This is a genomic window from Candidatus Woesearchaeota archaeon B3_Woes, from assembly GCA_005222965.1.
Taxonomy (GTDB): Archaea; Nanobdellota; Nanobdellia; order Woesearchaeales; family B3-WOES; genus B3-WOES.
Genome location: NJBG01000001.1, coordinates 73,780 through 90,173, shown reverse-complemented (window position 1 = coordinate 90,173; position 16,394 = coordinate 73,780). Strand labels below are relative to the sequence as shown.

Sequence of the window (16,394 nt, the reverse complement as noted above, 5' to 3'; positions counted from 1 at the left end):
AATTTGGCCTTTTTGAAAAGTATGATTTTTAACTACTCTGAAATAACAAAACATTTATATATGAGAAGTTATTTTACTCTTTTATTATAATTTAAATTAACCTAATGGGGGTAGTATATAATGAAAAAAACAATATTAAGTATACTAATAGGATTGCTTGTTGTATGTTTTGCAGGGATTGTTTCTGCAGATGGAATTGAGACAGGCATATACTATGAAGTAGATGTAAGCTTTGATGATGATGTTGAACCAGGAGATTCTTTTGATGTTGAAGTGGAAGTAACTAATATTTATAATCAAAATGGTACTTATGTTGATATTGAGGACATTAATGTTGAAGTTGTCATAAAAGATATTGATGACTCAGGATCTGATGACCTTGATGATGACGATGATATTGATGATTTAGAATATAATGTGGATGACAGTATAGATTTTGAGTTTGAAATACCATTGGCTGTTGATGACCAAAGTTATGACATTTATGTAACTGTAGAAGGTGATGACGAAAACAATGGCACTAGATATACAGAAACTTTTAATTTTACTGTAAATGTTGAAAAAAAGAGACATAAGTTAATGATGAAAGAACCTGTTGTTAATTATGAGACACTTAAATGCTCAAGAACAACAGAAGTATCAGTAACTTTATGGAATATTGGTACAAGCGATGAAGACGTTGAAATGACTGTTTATAACACAGAATTAGATATCAGCGAAAAATCATCATTTGATTTGGATGCTGGTGATGATGAAGACGACATAAAAACAAGGAGATCATTTGTCTTAGATTTAGCAGATGCAGCAGCAAAAACATATACATTCTATGTTAAAGCTGAATATGATGACGGAGATGAACGAGAAACAGAACCCTTTACATTAAAGGTTGAAGATTGTCCAACAGAAGAACCTGAGGAAGAAGAAGTTACAATAGTAGAAGAACCAACAACACCAGTTATTACAACTCCAGCAGTAGTTGAAGAAGAAACCTTTATGGACCAATATGGCGCTGCATTATTACTAGGATTAGCTTATCTTGTAGTGATTATTGTAGGCGTAGTGTTAGTAATTAGACTAAAGAAAAGATAATTCTTTTCTTTTTCTTTATTTTTTTATATTAATTCTAAATACAAAGCTTTTTAAATACCTCAAATTTTCACTCTTAATATGGGGAAAAAATCAAATGGATTGGGAGCGGGAAGCAAGCTTAGAAAGAGAAGGGTTAAAGGCAGGTGGATGAATTCAAATTATGCAAGCAGAACTCTTGGTTTAAAGATAAAATCTGATCCTTTAGGCGGAGCTTCACAAGCAAAAGGTATTGTATTAGAAAAAGTACAATTAGAAGCAAAACAGCCTAATTCTGCTATGAGAAAGTGCGTTAGGGTTCAGTTAATAAAGAACGGCAAACAAATAACTGCTTTTGCCCCAAGAGATGGTGCTACAAAGTTAATAGACGAACACGATGAAGTTGTAGTAGAGTGTATTGGTGGAGCAAAAGGAAAATCAAAAGGTGATTTGTCAGGTATTAGATGGCAGGTTATTAAAGTTAATGATCAAAGTTTAGTTGCTTTAAGAAAAGGAATTATAGAGAAAGCTAGAAAATGAATGAGATAAAAGCCTTTAACAGATGGTCTACTGAAGGAATTAAAGTAGAAGATATTGGTTTAAGAAATTATATAACCTTAAGTCCTAAAATTGTTCCTAGAACAGGTGCAAAATACGCTGGAAATAGGTTTCATAAGTCTAAAGTATTTATTGTTGAGAGATTAATGAACAAGCTTATGGTTCCTGGACATAAAAGCAGAAAACACTTTAAATCAAGCGGAAGAACCACTGGAAAAGGCCATAAAGCATATGATATTGTTGAAAGAACATTAGGACTTATTGAAAAAAGAACTAATGATAATCCAATAAAAGTTTTTGTTAAAGCTTTGGAAAATGCTGCTCAGCGTGAAGAAATCATAACAATTGAATATGGTGGAGCAAGATATCCAAAAGCAGTTGAGTGTGCTCCACAAAGGAGAATTGACTTGGCTTTAAGATATATGACACAAGGTGCTTATCATAAATCATTTAATTCTAAGAAATCTATTGAAGAATATTTATCAGAAGAGATTATTAATGCTTTTAATTTAAGCAATAATTCTAATGCTATTACAAAGAAATTAGAAATTGAAAGACAAGCTGATTCTAGTAGATAGATTAAATAGCTCTAGAAAATTGATTAATAGATTGCATATGTAGATTTACAAATTCGTCTGGTAACCCTCTAGGAAAAAGAGGAAACTCATCATATACCCTTTTTTGTACAAGATAAGGTTGTTGACTCCCATTAGTATGTTCTAATGCAAGTTCTGGATGAAAATAAGGTACTCCTTCTAATATAATATCTCTTGCATTGTAACCTAAGAAATTTCCATTAAGTAATGCCATTTTTACAAAAAAACCTAAAGTAGTTGCAACTTTTGGATTACCTAAATCACATTTTTGTAAATAATCATATGAAATAAAACTTTCGTCCCCTGTTAGTCTTTTTATAGCTTCTTCTACTAACATTGATTCCCCTGTTAACCCAAATCTTCTATCAAGTTCTCTTGTATCTTCGTTTCGATAAGACCATATATTATTTCCTGACCCATCCATAAGAGATTTAAAAGAAACACCATCTTGAGAAGGTCTAATAATTTCTACATGGTCTCCATCATCAAGAGTTAATTTATCTACTAAACCTAATTGATTATATACTGTATCCACCACCATAAAAAAGGTTATTATAAACTAATATATAAAGGTTTTGGTATATTTCTAGACGGTGTTGTCACTACTTTTTACAAATCGAAAAGTATTTAAAACAATTCATTTAATATTATTTTGGTGATATAATGAGTTTAACAATGCCTGAATCAACAGCAGAATGTTTGTATTTTACAAGAAGAAGTTTAGACAATGATGGAAATGCAGTTGCATGGGTTTATAAAAGGGATTGTCCTGAGTGTGGAAAAGCAAAGATGGGCAAACCTGTTGAAAAAGGCAAAGTAAAAATGAGGGCAAAGGAATATGTTTGTCCTGAATGTGGTTATTCTGAGGAAAAACAGGAACACGAAGAAAAAAGTCAATTAGAAATTATATACAAATGTCCTCATTGTGGGTTTGAAGGAGAAGCAACAACAGAATTTAAAAGAAAAAATCTTAACAAAATACCTTCTTATGTTTTTGAATGTGGAAAATGTCATGAGAAAATTGGTATAACTAAAAGACTTAAGTAATCAGAAACATTTTTATATTATGATATACTGGTTATTGATGGGGAATTAAATGGCAACTAAATTAATATTCTTTGATTTGTGGGGAACTTTATTAGAAAATGGAGTTAGGAGTCCTGTTAAACAAGTCAAATGGATTTTAAGATTAGAGGATATGGATTTTTCTGAATATATTGTTAAATTTGAAGAAGTATTTATGACAAAGAAATTTAAAGACCTTAAAGAGGGATTTGAAGAGGTTATAAAAGCATTTGAATTAAATGTTCCGGATTTTGTTGTTGAGAAGTTAATAGGGATGTGGAATAAGAATACAATTTTATCAACTATTTATGATGATACAATTGATGTATTAACAGAATTGAAAAAAGATTACAAATTAGTATTAATAGCAAATACAGATCCTTTTTCAGTAGAATCTGTTTTGGAAAAGCACAAATTAAAGGAATATTTTGATGAGATTGTTTTAAGTTGTGACACTGGAAATTTAAAGTCTAATAAAAAATCATTTGGAGATGTTCTTAAGAAATTAAAGGTTAAGAAAAGCGAAGCAGTAATGGTTGGAGATTCTATAGATTCAGATATTAAAAGTGCAGAAAACGCAGGAATAAAAGCAATATTAGTTGACAGACGCGGAAGCAGAGAGTTTGAAAATAAGATTTCTAGTTTGAGTGAGTTAAAAGAAAACTTAAAATGAAAATATTAGTTACAGGTGGAGCAGGTTTTATTGGAAGTCACATAGTAGATATTCTTATAAAAAGAGGAGAGAAAGTTATTATAGTTGATGATTTAAGTACTGGAAAAAAAGAGTACATAAATAAACAATCAAAATTTTATAAAGCAGATATTACAGAAGATATAAATCCTATTTTTGAAAAAGAGAAGCCAGAAATTGTGATTCATACTGCTGCTCATGTTATGTTAAGAGAATCATTAAAAGATCCTATGAAGGATGCTCAAATAAATGTTATTGGAACAATAAATATACTAGAAGCGTGTAGGAAAAATAATGTAAAAAAAATCATATATACGTCAACAGGAGGGGCAAGAGTTAGTGAACCAGAATATCTTCCTGTAGATGAAAAACATCCTTTAAATCCCTGTTCTCCTTATGGAATTTCTAAACATACAGCAGAACACTATATACGGATTTATAATCAATTATACAATTTAGATTATATTATCTTTTGTTTTGGAAATGTTTATGGTATGAGAGATGACCCAAGTAATAAAAGATTAATCTCAGTTTTTATAGAAAAAATGATTAAAGGAAAAATACCTACCATTTTTTGGGATGGGACACAAACAAGAGATTTTATTTATGTTATTGATTTGGTAAAGTTTATAGTTGAAAGTATAAATAAAAATCCAAAACACAAATTATTCAATTTAGCTAATGGAAAGCAAGTTAGTGTTAATGAAGTATTTAATATATTAAAGGAATTAACAAATTTTAAAGAAAAACCAAATTATATTGAAGAAATAAAAGGGGAAGTTAAAGATATTTTTTTAGACACAACTTTAGCAGAAAAAGAGCTTAATTGGAAACCAGAACACGATCTGAAAAGCGGTTTAAAAGAAACAATTGAATGGTTTAAAAAAGTTTAAAATGATAAAAGCAATAATATTTGATTTTGATAACGTTGTAATTAGTTCTATAAAACAAGTATTGGCTTATGATAAACTAATCTTTAAACATTTCAATATAAAATTTCCAAAAGGAAAAAAACAAAGATTGTTGTATACTTTATGTGAAGAAGACCAGTATCCTGTCTTTTTTTCGAGTATAAACAAAAAAGAATTTTTAGAATACAAACACAGCATTGATTTTAGGAAATATTTGAAATTTATAAAAATTTCAAAAAATACGAAAACACTGTTTAGATTTCTTAAAAACAATGGTTATAAGATAGCAATAGTAACTAATAGAAGTGATACAACATATCAAATATTAGATTATTTTAAAATAAAAGGATATTTTGATGTTATTTTAACTTCAGAGCATATGAAAAAACATAAACCAGATCCATATCCAATAAATTTAGCTGTTAAGAAATTAGGTTTAAGAAAATCAGAAGTATTATATGTAGGAGATGATAAAGTAGATATTGAAGCTGGTAAAAAAGCAAGAGTTGATGTTATTATGTATAAAAACAAATTTAAAGGAGCAGATTATTATATTAATAGTTTAAAGCAAATAAAAAAGATTTTGGGTGATTTAAATGTATGATTGTTTGTTCTGCAAAATAATTAAAGGAGAGATTCCTTGTTCAAAACTATATGAAAACGAAAATGTTTTGGCTTTTTTAGATATTGCGCCAGTGCATAAAGGCCATGCGTTGGTTGTACCTAAAAAACATTATGTGAATGTCTTTGATGTTGATGAAAATAATTTTAGTGAAGTTGCTAAGGCTGTTAAGAAATTATCATTTGCTGTAAAAAAAGCAACAAATGCAGACGGATTAACTATAACTTCTAATAATGGAGAATCTGCTGGTCAATTGGTTATGCATCTTCATACCCACATCATCCCAAGGTTTAAAGGTGATGGATTAGAACTTTGGCCTCAGGGAAAGTATGAAGAAAACGAAATGGACGAGTACAGGAAAAAAATAGAAGCTTTTTTAAATGAATAATTTCTTCTAGAATTATTGTTTGGCGGGGTAGCTCAGTCTGGCTAGAGTGCTACAAAGCATTTGCTTGGCAATGCTCATGTGTTTGAGCGATGATCCTTTTGGAAATGATTAATCGCATCCAAACTGAGTTACGTAGAAGTCGCGAGTTCAAATCTCGCTCCCGCCACTTTATTTTATTCTTAAGAAAGATTCATATTTTGTTTTGTGTTTTGGATTAATAAAACCTATTTTATGCTCAAATATCTTAAGATTATTCTTACCATTAAATTGTAATCTGTACAAAGTATTCCAATTTTTATTTGAATATTTATGGCTTATATAGATATTACCATTCATTTCTAAATTTTTGAGATATACTAATACTTGAGATAATAATCCTTTTGAAATACTTGAAAATTCTATCCTGGGGTATAACTTATTGGGGTTTTTTGTTAAAACCAAGCAACCATCTGTTGCAAAATAACCTTGAATAATATATTTAATGTCATTTTTATTAAATTTCTCTGAAATTTTTAATTTAGTTCCTTTCTTTCCAATGGGAAATCCTTTATCTTTTAATTTATTGAAAAGGACTTTATGTGAAAATAGAATATGCAATTCTCTTTGTTTTATTCTTATTCTAATTGGTATCTCTTTATTTATCAAATCTTTTAATATAGGAACAATTACTTTTTCAAAAAATATTAAATCATCCTTAATACTCCCTGCAATTGAAATAAAATAACTTCTTTTTATTCTTGATAAACACCCATCCCCTAATATAATTCCGTAAAGTAAAGCCAACTTATCGCATTTTTTATAAGGAATACTAATACTTTGTTTTTTTACTGTGTTTTTTGTTGAAATCATTATATTACAAGTGTAATCAATTTAAACTATGTAAATGATTTTATATTTATATGTTTTAGGTGTCCATGTCAAATGGCAAATGCAAAACTCATAATTTAATAGTTTAGATAAAATTGAAATAGAAATACGGAAAACTTAAAAATAACTAACAATTATATTTTTTACAATGCAAAAGAAATGGAAATACGCTAAACCGCAAAAAAAGTTTAATTTTGATGAATATTTAATTCTTCCTTTAGACAAGGACTTCAAAATTACAATCAAAAATTGGGTTTTTTATGAAGCGGATGTTGATGGTTACAATAAAACTGTTTTCAGAACAGATGTTATTAAATTAGATGGGAAAGATGCAGATAAATTATTAGTCATTAAAAATTACGATAATGTAAAACAGCTAAAAAAAGACTTAGCAAAAAAAACAAGTGTAAGATCAACAGCTGATTTAGAAATAAGCAGACATCATGATGAAGATAATCTTGAATATTATTTTAAGATAAAAACAATAAAATAAACTTTCCAAAACATTTTTAAAGAGGTTTGTTATCCGTTCTTTAAAACGGGCTCGTGGTTTAGTGGCTATAACGACGCCCTTACAAGGCGTAGGTCGCCAGTTCGAAAAGATTGAAGTTTTTCTTCATCTCAGAAAGTCTGGCCGGGCCCATTACTATTTTATTGCGGCAGTAGTATAGTGGTTAGTATATGACGTTGCCAACGTTGTGACCCGAGTTCAAATCTCGGCTGCCGCATATTATTAAAATGCCAAATTATTATGATGAAATAGCACAAGGGTATGAAGAGCTTCATAAAGAAGAACAGCTTAAGAAAATTGAATTGATTAAAAAAAACTTAAAAATTAATTCTGAAGATAAATTATTAGATGTTGGATGCGGCACTGGTTTGACAACAGAACCATGGCAGTGTAAAAGATATGGTGTTGATCCTTCTAAAAAATTATTAGAAAAAGCACGACAAAAAGATAAGATAGAATATAAACAAGCACCTGCTGAGAATATCCCTTACCCTGATAATTTTTTTGATATTGTTATTTCTATTACTGCTATACAAAATTTTAGTGATATTGAAAAAGGATTAGAAGAGATAAAAAGGGTTGGAAAAGATAGATTTGTTTTGAGCTTTTTAAAAAAATCAGGTAAAAGAGATTTTATTGAAAAAAAAATAAAAGAATTATTTAATGTTGAGAATATTATTGAAGAAGACAAAGATATTATATTTTTAGCTTAAAATCAGAAAATAATATAAATACTAATCTATTTCTTTTAATTATAATGGGAGAGCAAGAAGAGATAGATAAATTAGCAGAATCATTACATCAATCTGGATTAGCTGCAAGTATAACTGATGCTAAAGACAAAGCAAAAGAAATTCTAGGATATTCTAATAAAGGCGTTAAGATAAGAGTTGAAGAGCCTTCTGTTGAAAAAAAAGAAAAAGTTGATAGTATAATAAATGAAGTTGATAAAGAGATTGAAACAAAAAAAGAATCTGAAAAACCAGTAGAAAAAAAACTTTCACAATTTGACGATGCTGATTTTAATGTCGCTGATTCTAACATGAAAGTTGGTGATTTGGTTAAGGACGAAGTTATGACAAATGACCAAGAAATATTACAACAAGAGGAAGAAGCTCAACAAATAGAAGATGTGACAGAAACAGAAGAGAGCTCTGAAACAGATGAGGATATTGTGAAAACAAATGATGAAATAGATCAGGAAGAGGAAAATAAAGAAGAGACAACTGAAGAACAGGAAGAGCCTGAAGAAGAACCTGATGAAGACAGACCAATCCTAACTAAAGAAGAAAAAGATATGACTGATTTAACAAAATTATTTAATCCTAATAAATAATATTTTTTAAGAGAAAAATTTTACAATAGCTTCTTTTGAAACTTTTGTCATTCTAACTACTGTGTCTGCCTCACCAGAACAGATTAGATAATCTTTACCATCAGGAATCATACCTGTTGTAAAAACAACATTCTTTAGTAATAGTATTTCTCTAATTCGTTTTTCTAATTTTAGATTAGGTTCTAAAAAAGGTTTATATTTAATTTTGAAAATTTTTGTAGGATTATTTTTATCAAGCAATGCAGCAAAAGTACGATAGACTCCTACTCCTTTAGTTCCACTTTGTACACCATGAAACAAGAAAAACCAATATTTTTTTCTATTAAAATCCATTAAGATTGGTGGAGAATTATTGCCAATCTTTTTATCAAATAAACTATCCTTTTTTAGTGTTAATAAAAACTCGTCATAAGGAGTCCAGTATTTAAGGTCAGGAGAATAGGAAATATTGATGTATTCTCCTCCTACAAGAGAACCATGTTCATAAGGGAAAGCAATATTAGATGGCCCTTCTGGTCTTGTTAGTGCAACATATCTTCCTTTAATCTTTTCTGGAAATAAAACAACATCTTTATTCTGATTTCCAAAAATAACTCCTTTTAATTTATAATCAAGACCATTGCTTGATTCATACATACAAGTACAAATTTTATTAGGACTAACTCCTACAGCAGTCATATAGTATTTATTTTTTATTTTTGTAATTCTAGGGTCTTCTATTCCATATTCCTGGTAAACTTTTTCTGGAAGAATCGCTTTTGTATAATGAATTTTAACTACTTTCATTCCATCTGGACTCATTTCAACAGGCAATAACCATGAGACAGAAGTTAATCTTATGGCTGTTTCACCATTTGGTTGTTTAATATCAAAATGTCTTGGATCACTGAATTTTACATGTTTTCTAGGATATGTATCTAAAACAAATTTTTTCTTTTTTAGATCCATTCGAGGAGTATATACAACATCTTTGCCTTTAAATCCTTTTAATGTTTCAGCCATCCTAATCATTAGAAGCACATTTCCATTTTTTAACCGAGTCATACCTGGATTAAATGTTCCTAAAAGAAAAGTTTCTTGGCCTGTGTCTTTTGCTACAGGACAAAAATCAATACTAACATAGTCTGGTCCAAAAACAATTTTATCTTTTAGTGTTTTTACAACCATTTTTAAGAATATTTATTTCTTTATTTCCTCTAGATCTAATCTTGCTAATAGATAAGCTATTGTTGATTCTGCTCCTTGATTTAGATTAACAGAAGTTGGAGATAATCCATCAAAGCACCCTCCTGTTGATTCATTATACATCATCTGATTTATAGAGTTTCTACCTAAAAACCAGTTGAAAGCAAGAATAGCTTTATCATAATACTCTGGGTTTTTTGTGGTTTTGTATGCAAATAAATAAGTCTGAACCATTACAGATGTATCAACTGGCTGTTGATCAAAGAAGGCTCTTTTACCATCCCTCTTGTACCACCCTTTATGTCCTATTGGAACAAACTTTTTATCAAGGAATGTTAGATTTGATAAGAAATCCAAACTCTCTTCAGCAATTTTTAAATACTCTTTTTTGTTTGTTGCCTGATAAGCTGCAAATAGAGACATTGGCAATTTTCCATTAGAGTATGTAAGTATTTTTTCAAACCATTTCCAATCATCAGATGATTCTTCTTTATAGCCTTCTACTAAAGAATCAGCTAATTTTGTTATTTGAGAAACAATTTTTTTATCTTTGTAGACTTCATTATAATAGTAAAGGCCAAGTATTGTAAATGCTTTTGCTCTTGGAGACTCTAGTTTGGGAATTAAAGGCAGAGTTTTTGTGAGTATTTTTTTTGCTTTATATTTTATATCATCTTTATTGTTTTTAAAAATAGTATAACCGCAAGCCCAGATGCTTCTTCCAAGAGCGTCTGCTGTATATCCTTTATTCAACAATGGTTTTCTGTCATAACCAATAAAATTATGAAAATCACCATCTTTATTTTGTGAATGTTCTAAAAAATTGAGGTAAGTATTTATTAGTTTTAGAGAGGATTTTGACTTAGATAAACTATGATGCTTAATTGTGGCGATTAGTGCTCTTGCATTATCATCTACAGTGTAACCAGAGTTTTTATCAGGGTTAGAATGATTAGCAAACTGGATAATTCCAAAATCATCTGTCATCGTCATAAGATGAGTTAATTTAATAGCAGGATATTTTTTTGTTACTCCTTCTCTTAATCTCTCAATCTGATTAAAAATTTTTAAGCATTGTGTAGACACATTAGACCAAGTCATACGTCTACTGTAATCATATGCGTTCTTTTCTAACTCTTTTTTAAAATTTTTATTTGATAATATTTTGTCTATAGCCTTGGTTATTGATTCTGAATCTGCAAACTTAACTAATATGCCTTTATTATCAGATAGAACCTCACTAGCATAAAGATAGGGTGTTGAGATAATTGCTTTACCACAACCCAATGCATATGAAAGAGTTCCACTTACTATTTGATTTTGATCTAATGCTGAAGACATATAGATATCTGTTGCTAACAAATAATCTATGATTTCCTGAAGATCAAGATATTTATTATAGAATTTGACATTTTTTTCAAGACCAAGGTCTTTTATTTTTTTTATTAAGCTATTCCGATAGGTTTCACCTTCATTTTTCCTCACAACAGGATGTGTTTCGCCTATTATCAAAAATAAAAGATTAGGAAATTTTTTTACTAAAGGAGGTAAAGATTCAATTACATATTCTATTCCTTTACCTTTATTTATTAAACCAAAAGTAGATAAAACTTTTTTATCTTGTAATCCTAATTTGTTTTTAGCAGATTTAGTTGATTGAAATGGGACTTCTGGAATTCCATGAGGAACTACATGTATATGGTCTGTATCAACTTCATAATCCTCTCTTAATATTTCTATTGCTTTATTGGCCATTACAATGACTGCAGAACAATGAGACACAATAAATTGTATAAGTTTTTTTCTTGACTCATCTGGATCAGGAACTACAGAATGAAATGTTATTACAACTGGTTTTTCTAAAGTTTCTAAAAAAGGGATTAAATAATTTCCATCATCACCACCAAACAAACCAAACTCATGCTGGATATTAACAATCTTAATTTTTTTTGATTGATTAATCTCTTTGGCCATATTAATGTATTTTTCAATATCATCTTCATTAATCTGCATGATTACTTTTTTCTTATTGTAATTATATATATTAGTAGAATTATCATTTATGGCAATTATTTTTGATTTTAGCTGAGGATTAAATCTCTTATTCATAGAATTTGTTAAATCTTTTGTAAATGTAGCAATGCCACATTCTCTTGGAGGGTAACTGCTTAAGTAAGCAACATATGATTGATTTTTTGATTTCAATTAAACACCTCACATACCTCTTAACTAAATAAAAAACATAATCATATATAAATATATTCAATCTATTAAGAAAAAAATTATATTCTTGGTATACCTTGTGGTGTTAGAAGATAGTTTAGTAATCCTTGAGTTTGTTTTATTGATTTAATTGCTTCTTCTTTTTTATAACGTCTTATTTCATTTCTACTATGATCTGTTGGAAATCTTTTATGCCAATGAACAGCATCTCTAAAATCTCTTATCATAGGATGATGATATAAACTTTTTATACCAGAAGGATACTCTTGTATTTGTATTGTTTGATCAAGTCTGCGCACCCTATCAATTTGTAGGTATACTACTTCTTCAAGAGGAATTTTACTAAAATCAATTGTTCCATCTGGTTGCCTATATTTAGCTATAGCCGGAAGTAATCTAACTTCTATTAGGTATTTACTTGTTCCTTCTGATGACATAATCTATGATAATATATGAGTGATTATAAATTTTTGGATTCAAAACAAGAATATATTTAAACAAAACAAATAATCTATATAAAATGGAAAAAGATTTATCAAACAATTTATGGAAATTTTTTATTTTTAGTCTAAGCCAGAGAAGACATTTTATACCAATCCTTGCAATTTATTTTTTAACATTACCTAATACAAATGCTCAACAAATAGGAACATATGTAGCAATTGGTTATTTTGCATCTTTTTTATTTGAAATACCTAGTGGTTATTTTGCAGATATATTTGGCCATAAGAGAACTTTAATTTTAGCTAAAATATTGATGATTTTATCTTTATTCTCTTTTATATTTGCTCAATCTTTATATCATTTTATTGCTGGTTCTGCCCTATTATCACTTTCGTTTGCAGCAACTTCTGGAACAAGTTCTGCTTTTATTCATAACACTATATCGTGTCTTAACAAGGAAAAAGAATTTACAAAAATTATGAGTAAGATTGCTGCTAATGTTTCATTAGCCAGCGCATTACTTATAATTCTTTTACCTTTTTTAACCGAAATTTCAATAGTGCTTCCACTAAAAATAAACTTAATATTCGATTTGATAGGTTTAGTAGCTGTATTATCACTTAAATCTCCTGAAGAGTGTTATCATATTGCACAGGGCAAACCTCAATCTTTTTTTCATATTGTCAAAACAGCAATTGATCCTAAATTTTATCCAACAGCTATTTTTGTTGGTTCTATAGGGGGATTTATTATGGCAACAAATGGTTATAGATATGTATATCTAGAATCTCTTGGTTACCCTATCATATTAATTGGGTTTGTAATGGGCCTTTCAAGATTGTTTTGGTTTTTTATAGGACATAACGCTCATTTACTTGAACAAAAGATTGGTATGAAAAAAATATTTAAAATTGAAATATTTTTATTTCCTCTGATTTTATTATCAACTTCTTATTTTTCTAATCCTTATCTAAATGGATTTATGTTTTCATTATTAATGGGGTATTTCTGGGGAAGAAATCACCTAATCAATGGATATTTTCTAAAAAATTTTCTTAATAACAAACATTATAAAGCAACAATGCTTTCTGTAAAGAACCAGATTCAATTAGCATTTCAAATAATCGTTGCTTTTGGTATAAGTTTTGTAATGAGAGAATCTTATAAAATTGGTTATTTAACTCTAGGTATACTTTTGTTTGTAATATTAATGTTGTTGTACCCTTATTTAGAAAAAACTCTACCTAACTAATCCTATACATAACATTTATAAACTGAAATGTTTTAATAATGCTAATGAGGTGATTTACATCAAGTCTAAATTAAACAATTATTTTTTTATAGGATTTTTTTTAGCAATGGTATATCTTTCATTCATAATTCTAAAACCTTTTTTAATGGCAATACTAAGTTCTTTTATAATTGCTTTTGTCTTTTACCCTTTCTATAAAAAAATACTTAATAAAACAAAAAGAGAAAATCTTAGTGCATTTACAATAGCTTTTTTGATTGTATTAATAATAGCAATCCCATCAATACTTATACTTAATATGGTTTCTAATGAAGTTATAGATATATATAATGATGCAACAATAAAACTAATAGAAGATAAAGAATTAACAGGAATAGAATGTGAAAAAGAAACCTTATTTTGTAGTATGGTAGATGCTGTAAATACAAACCAAAGAGTTAGATTTTATATTAGTGGGACTATAACAAATCTAGCATCAAGCATAACAAGAAATACTTCTTCATTTTTATTTTCAGTACCAAAAAAAATTCTTAACATATTAATTATATTCTTGCTTGTGTTCTTTTTATTAAAAGCAGGCAAGACAATTTGGGATGGGGTGAGTGAATTATTGCCTTTGAAAAGAGGTCACAAAGACAAACTATTAAAGAAGTTTGCTGAAACACTTAATGGTGTTGTTTATGGTTATTTAGTAATAGCACTTATAGAAGGAATAGTCGGATGGATTGGTTTTGCTATAATTGGAAATAGAATTGCTTTACTTTTAGGAATAATAATTATGCTATTGGCTTTAGTACCTGCTATTGGTGCATCACTTGTGTGGGTTCCTGCTTCTATATATTATATTGTGCAAGGAGAACCAATTAAAGTTCTTGTCTTGGTAATAGCAGGATTAATCATTATGTTCTTGGATATATGGACAAGATCCAAGATAATAGGTACAAGAGCAGATATACACCCCATCATTATTGCTTTGGGTGTTTTGGGTGGTCTTGTGGCTTTTGGTCCTGTAGGTATTGTTATTGGACCAGTCATACTATCTTTATTAATGACTATTATTGAAATATATCAGGAAGAAAAAGATTCTTTTACTATTTAATAACAAGATATCTATAAAATGAAGAGACTTAAAGTCAAAGATATGAATATATCTACAGGAGGCATTTTAGTAGCTATCTTAAATGAAGAAGATGCTTCTCAACTTGATCTACATTCTTTAGATAGAATAAAAGTAAGAAAAGGAAAAAAAGAGGCTACAATTGTTCTAGATATAGCAGAAAGCGGCAAAGCAGTTAGAAGAGGTTATATTGGCTTATTTGAGGAAATTATTGATGCTATAGATGCTGAAAATAATGATGTGGTTGAGATAATTCCAGCTGGAAAACCTATTTCCTTAGAATATATCAAAAAGAAATTAGATGGTCGTAAACTAACACAAAAAGAGATTAATCAAATTGTATGGGATATTGTTCATAACAAACTCCAAGAATCTGAAATGACATATTTTGTTGCAGCAGGTTATGCTAATAAGTTAGATATGGAAGAAACTGTTTGGTTGACTAAAGCGATGAGAGATACAGGGGATATATTAAAATTTAAGAATCGTGTAGTTGTTGATAAACATTGTGTTGGGGGATTAGCTGGGAATAGAACAACAATGATTATTGTGCCTATTGTGGCTGCTGCTGGATTAACTATTCCTAAAACATCTTCGAGAAGCATAACTTCTCCTTCAGGAACAGCAGATACTGTAGAGGTGTTTACAAATGTTTCTTTAGATATTAAACAAATGAAAAAGGTTGTTAAAAAAACAAATGGTTGTTTGGTTTGGGGAGGAAGTTTAAATTTGTCTCCTGCAGATGATAAAATCATAAATGTTGAAAGGCCATTAAGTATTGACGCTGAATCACAATTACTGGCTTCTGTTATGTCTAAAAAAGCAAGTGTTTCAACCAAATACCTATTGATAGATATCCCTGTTGGGGTTGGCTCAAAAATAACTCATAAAGATAAAGCAGCTAAATTAAAAAGAGATTTTGAAGAAGTATCAAAAAAGCTTGGAATTAAAACAAAAGTAATTATAACTGATGGAAAACAGCCAATTGGCAATGGTATTGGGCCCGGATTAGAAGCAAGAGATGTTTTATATGTTTTGAAAAGAGATAAGAAAAGACCTTTAGATTTAGAGAAAAAGAGTTTAATGATGGCAGGTATTATGTTAGAAATGGGTGGAAAAGCTAAGAAAGGGCAGGGATTTAGAAAAGCACAAAATATTCTTGAATCTGGAAAAGCATATAAAAAATTTATTGAGATTATAAAAGCTCAGGGAGGAAAAGAAATATTACCTAATCAAATAAAAATCGGCAATCAAAAATTTGACCTAAAATCACATAAAGATGGGAAACTACATATTATTAATAACAGAGCAATCTGTAAAATAGCGAGAGTGGCAGGAGCACCAAATGATAAAGGAGCAGGAATTTATTTACATAAACATGTTGGTGATTATGTAAAAAAAGGAGAAACCCTTCTGACAATTTATGCTCATAACAAAATAAAATTAGATTTTGCAAAAAAAGCCCTTATCAAATTAGACGGCATGGTTATTAAACAATAGATAAAAATATCTAAACAAAACCTTTAAATACTCACAATTAATTTCATAAGTTGTTACTTGAAT

19 protein-coding genes and 2 tRNA genes are annotated in these 16,394 nt (G+C 29.1%); 16 read left to right on the top strand and 5 right to left on the bottom strand.

Features of this window, described 5'->3' with window-relative positions; genetic code table 11:
* The first annotated feature begins 120 nt into the window (after positions 1 to 120).
* From CEE44_00510 to CEE44_00500, 3 genes are all read left to right on the top strand, one after another.
* Positions 121 to 1,089 carry a hypothetical protein gene (locus CEE44_00510; GenBank protein TKJ17002.1) on the top strand — a complete coding sequence of 323 codons (969 nt, stop codon included), beginning with the start codon at positions 121 to 123 and terminating at the stop codon, positions 1,087 to 1,089.
* Between the two features lie 78 nt (positions 1,090 to 1,167).
* On the top strand, positions 1,168 to 1,605 hold the full coding sequence (locus tag CEE44_00505) for a 30S ribosomal protein S12 (protein ID TKJ17001.1): 438 nt from the start codon (positions 1,168 to 1,170) through the stop codon (positions 1,603 to 1,605).
* Positions 1,602 to 2,201 (top strand): 30S ribosomal protein S7, encoded by a 600-nt coding sequence (locus tag CEE44_00500; protein ID TKJ17000.1) that lies wholly within the window; start codon positions 1,602 to 1,604, stop codon positions 2,199 to 2,201. The genes CEE44_00505 and CEE44_00500 overlap by 4 nt, the downstream gene beginning before the upstream one ends.
* A gap of 1 nt (position 2,202) precedes the next feature.
* On the opposite strand, the gene CEE44_00495 is transcribed toward CEE44_00500, so the two are convergent.
* The gene (locus CEE44_00495; GenBank protein TKJ16999.1) at positions 2,203 to 2,760 is read right to left on the bottom strand and encodes a hypothetical protein; all 558 of its coding nucleotides are present in this window, start codon (positions 2,758 to 2,760) and stop codon (positions 2,203 to 2,205) included.
* Between the two features lie 122 nt (positions 2,761 to 2,882).
* On the opposite strand from CEE44_00495, the gene CEE44_00490 reads away from it, so the two are divergent.
* The 6 genes from CEE44_00490 to CEE44_00465 all read left to right on the top strand — a co-directional run bounded on the left by CEE44_00490 (position 2,883) and on the right by CEE44_00465 (position 6,062).
* The gene (locus tag CEE44_00490; protein ID TKJ16998.1) at positions 2,883 to 3,266 is read left to right on the top strand and encodes a hypothetical protein; all 384 of its coding nucleotides are present in this window, start codon (positions 2,883 to 2,885) and stop codon (positions 3,264 to 3,266) included.
* A gap of 49 nt (positions 3,267 to 3,315) precedes the next feature.
* On the top strand, positions 3,316 to 3,957 hold the full coding sequence (locus CEE44_00485; GenBank protein TKJ16997.1) for a hypothetical protein: 642 nt from the start codon (positions 3,316 to 3,318) through the stop codon (positions 3,955 to 3,957).
* Positions 3,954 to 4,868, top strand: coding sequence for a UDP-glucose 4-epimerase (locus CEE44_00480; GenBank protein ID TKJ16996.1), 915 nt, complete (start codon positions 3,954 to 3,956; stop codon positions 4,866 to 4,868). Before CEE44_00485 ends, CEE44_00480 begins: the two co-directional genes overlap by 4 nt.
* Positions 4,846 to 5,490, top strand: coding sequence for a hypothetical protein (locus CEE44_00475; protein ID TKJ16995.1), 645 nt, complete (start codon positions 4,846 to 4,848; stop codon positions 5,488 to 5,490). Before CEE44_00480 ends, CEE44_00475 begins: the two co-directional genes overlap by 23 nt.
* Entirely contained in the window at positions 5,483 to 5,896 is a 414-nt protein-coding gene (locus CEE44_00470) for an HIT family protein (GenBank protein TKJ16994.1), read from the top strand. The genes CEE44_00475 and CEE44_00470 overlap by 8 nt, the downstream gene beginning before the upstream one ends.
* Positions 5,897 to 5,917: 21 nt before the next feature.
* A tRNA-Lys gene (locus CEE44_00465) sits at positions 5,918 to 6,062 on the top strand.
* A 2-nt stretch (positions 6,063 to 6,064) separates the two neighbouring features.
* Here the strand turns inward: CEE44_00465 and CEE44_00460 are convergent.
* Positions 6,065 to 6,745 carry a hypothetical protein gene (locus tag CEE44_00460; GenBank protein ID TKJ16993.1) on the bottom strand — a complete coding sequence of 227 codons (681 nt, stop codon included), beginning with the start codon at positions 6,743 to 6,745 and terminating at the stop codon, positions 6,065 to 6,067.
* Between the two features lie 166 nt (positions 6,746 to 6,911).
* On the opposite strand from CEE44_00460, the gene CEE44_00455 reads away from it, so the two are divergent.
* From CEE44_00455 to CEE44_00440, 4 genes are all read left to right on the top strand, one after another.
* The gene (locus CEE44_00455) at positions 6,912 to 7,256 is read left to right on the top strand and encodes a hypothetical protein (GenBank protein ID TKJ16992.1); all 345 of its coding nucleotides are present in this window, start codon (positions 6,912 to 6,914) and stop codon (positions 7,254 to 7,256) included.
* A gap of 163 nt (positions 7,257 to 7,419) precedes the next feature.
* Positions 7,420 to 7,491, top strand: a tRNA-Gly gene (locus CEE44_00450).
* Between the two features lie 10 nt (positions 7,492 to 7,501).
* Complete coding sequence (locus tag CEE44_00445) at positions 7,502 to 7,987, top strand: hypothetical protein (protein TKJ16991.1); 486 nt, start codon at positions 7,502 to 7,504, stop codon at positions 7,985 to 7,987.
* Positions 7,988 to 8,031: 44 nt separating this feature from the next.
* A complete protein-coding gene (locus tag CEE44_00440; protein TKJ16990.1) occupies positions 8,032 to 8,610 on the top strand; it encodes a hypothetical protein in 579 nt (192 codons plus the stop codon).
* A 6-nt stretch (positions 8,611 to 8,616) separates the two neighbouring features.
* Here CEE44_00440 and CEE44_00435 read toward each other — a convergent pair whose 3' ends face one another.
* The 3 genes from CEE44_00435 to CEE44_00425 form a co-directional block, all read right to left on the bottom strand.
* Entirely contained in the window at positions 8,617 to 9,777 is a 1,161-nt protein-coding gene (locus tag CEE44_00435) for a glycosidase (protein ID TKJ16989.1), read from the bottom strand.
* A 12-nt stretch (positions 9,778 to 9,789) separates the two neighbouring features.
* Positions 9,790 to 12,000 (bottom strand): hypothetical protein, encoded by a 2,211-nt coding sequence (locus CEE44_00430; protein ID TKJ16988.1) that lies wholly within the window; start codon positions 11,998 to 12,000, stop codon positions 9,790 to 9,792.
* A gap of 77 nt (positions 12,001 to 12,077) precedes the next feature.
* Positions 12,078 to 12,455 (bottom strand): hypothetical protein, encoded by a 378-nt coding sequence (locus CEE44_00425; protein ID TKJ16987.1) that lies wholly within the window; start codon positions 12,453 to 12,455, stop codon positions 12,078 to 12,080.
* Positions 12,456 to 12,538: 83 nt separating this feature from the next.
* Between CEE44_00425 and CEE44_00420 the strand changes: the two genes are divergently transcribed.
* The 3 genes from CEE44_00420 (at position 12,539) to CEE44_00410 (ending at position 16,331) form a co-directional block, all read left to right on the top strand.
* Positions 12,539 to 13,714 (top strand): hypothetical protein, encoded by a 1,176-nt coding sequence (locus CEE44_00420; GenBank protein TKJ16986.1) that lies wholly within the window; start codon positions 12,539 to 12,541, stop codon positions 13,712 to 13,714.
* A 106-nt stretch (positions 13,715 to 13,820) separates the two neighbouring features.
* Positions 13,821 to 14,813, top strand: coding sequence for a hypothetical protein (locus tag CEE44_00415; protein TKJ16985.1), 993 nt, complete (start codon positions 13,821 to 13,823; stop codon positions 14,811 to 14,813).
* 18 nt (positions 14,814 to 14,831) lie between these two features.
* Entirely contained in the window at positions 14,832 to 16,331 is a 1,500-nt protein-coding gene (locus CEE44_00410) for an AMP phosphorylase (protein TKJ16984.1), read from the top strand.
* Positions 16,332 to 16,394 lie beyond the last annotated feature (63 nt).

Excerpts from the sequence above, each read along its gene's own strand:
- CEE44_00500 (TKJ17000.1), top strand. The coding sequence starts at position 1,602 with ATGAATGAGATAAAAGCCTTTAACAGATGGTCTACTGAAGGAATTAAA.
- CEE44_00485 (TKJ16997.1), top strand. The coding sequence starts at position 3,316 with ATGGCAACTAAATTAATATTCTTTGATTTGTGGGGAACTTTATTAGAA.
- CEE44_00445 (TKJ16991.1), top strand. The coding sequence starts at position 7,502 with ATGCCAAATTATTATGATGAAATAGCACAAGGGTATGAAGAGCTTCAT.
- CEE44_00470 (TKJ16994.1), top strand. The coding sequence starts at position 5,483 with ATGTATGATTGTTTGTTCTGCAAAATAATTAAAGGAGAGATTCCTTGT.
- CEE44_00440 (TKJ16990.1), top strand. The coding sequence starts at position 8,032 with ATGGGAGAGCAAGAAGAGATAGATAAATTAGCAGAATCATTACATCAA.
- CEE44_00410 (TKJ16984.1), top strand. The coding sequence starts at position 14,832 with ATGAAGAGACTTAAAGTCAAAGATATGAATATATCTACAGGAGGCATT.
- CEE44_00505 (TKJ17001.1), top strand. The coding sequence starts at position 1,168 with ATGGGGAAAAAATCAAATGGATTGGGAGCGGGAAGCAAGCTTAGAAAG.
- CEE44_00490 (TKJ16998.1), top strand. The coding sequence starts at position 2,883 with ATGAGTTTAACAATGCCTGAATCAACAGCAGAATGTTTGTATTTTACA.
- CEE44_00480 (TKJ16996.1), top strand. The coding sequence starts at position 3,954 with ATGAAAATATTAGTTACAGGTGGAGCAGGTTTTATTGGAAGTCACATA.
- CEE44_00510 (TKJ17002.1), top strand. The coding sequence starts at position 121 with ATGAAAAAAACAATATTAAGTATACTAATAGGATTGCTTGTTGTATGT.
- CEE44_00495 (TKJ16999.1), bottom strand. The coding sequence starts at position 2,760 with ATGGTGGTGGATACAGTATATAATCAATTAGGTTTAGTAGATAAATTA.
- CEE44_00455 (TKJ16992.1), top strand. The coding sequence starts at position 6,912 with ATGCAAAAGAAATGGAAATACGCTAAACCGCAAAAAAAGTTTAATTTT.
- CEE44_00415 (TKJ16985.1), top strand. The coding sequence starts at position 13,821 with ATGGTATATCTTTCATTCATAATTCTAAAACCTTTTTTAATGGCAATA.
- CEE44_00460 (TKJ16993.1), bottom strand. The coding sequence starts at position 6,745 with ATGATTTCAACAAAAAACACAGTAAAAAAACAAAGTATTAGTATTCCT.
- CEE44_00420 (TKJ16986.1), top strand. The coding sequence starts at position 12,539 with ATGGAAAAAGATTTATCAAACAATTTATGGAAATTTTTTATTTTTAGT.
- CEE44_00435 (TKJ16989.1), bottom strand. The coding sequence starts at position 9,777 with ATGGTTGTAAAAACACTAAAAGATAAAATTGTTTTTGGACCAGACTAT.
- CEE44_00425 (TKJ16987.1), bottom strand. The coding sequence starts at position 12,455 with ATGTCATCAGAAGGAACAAGTAAATACCTAATAGAAGTTAGATTACTT.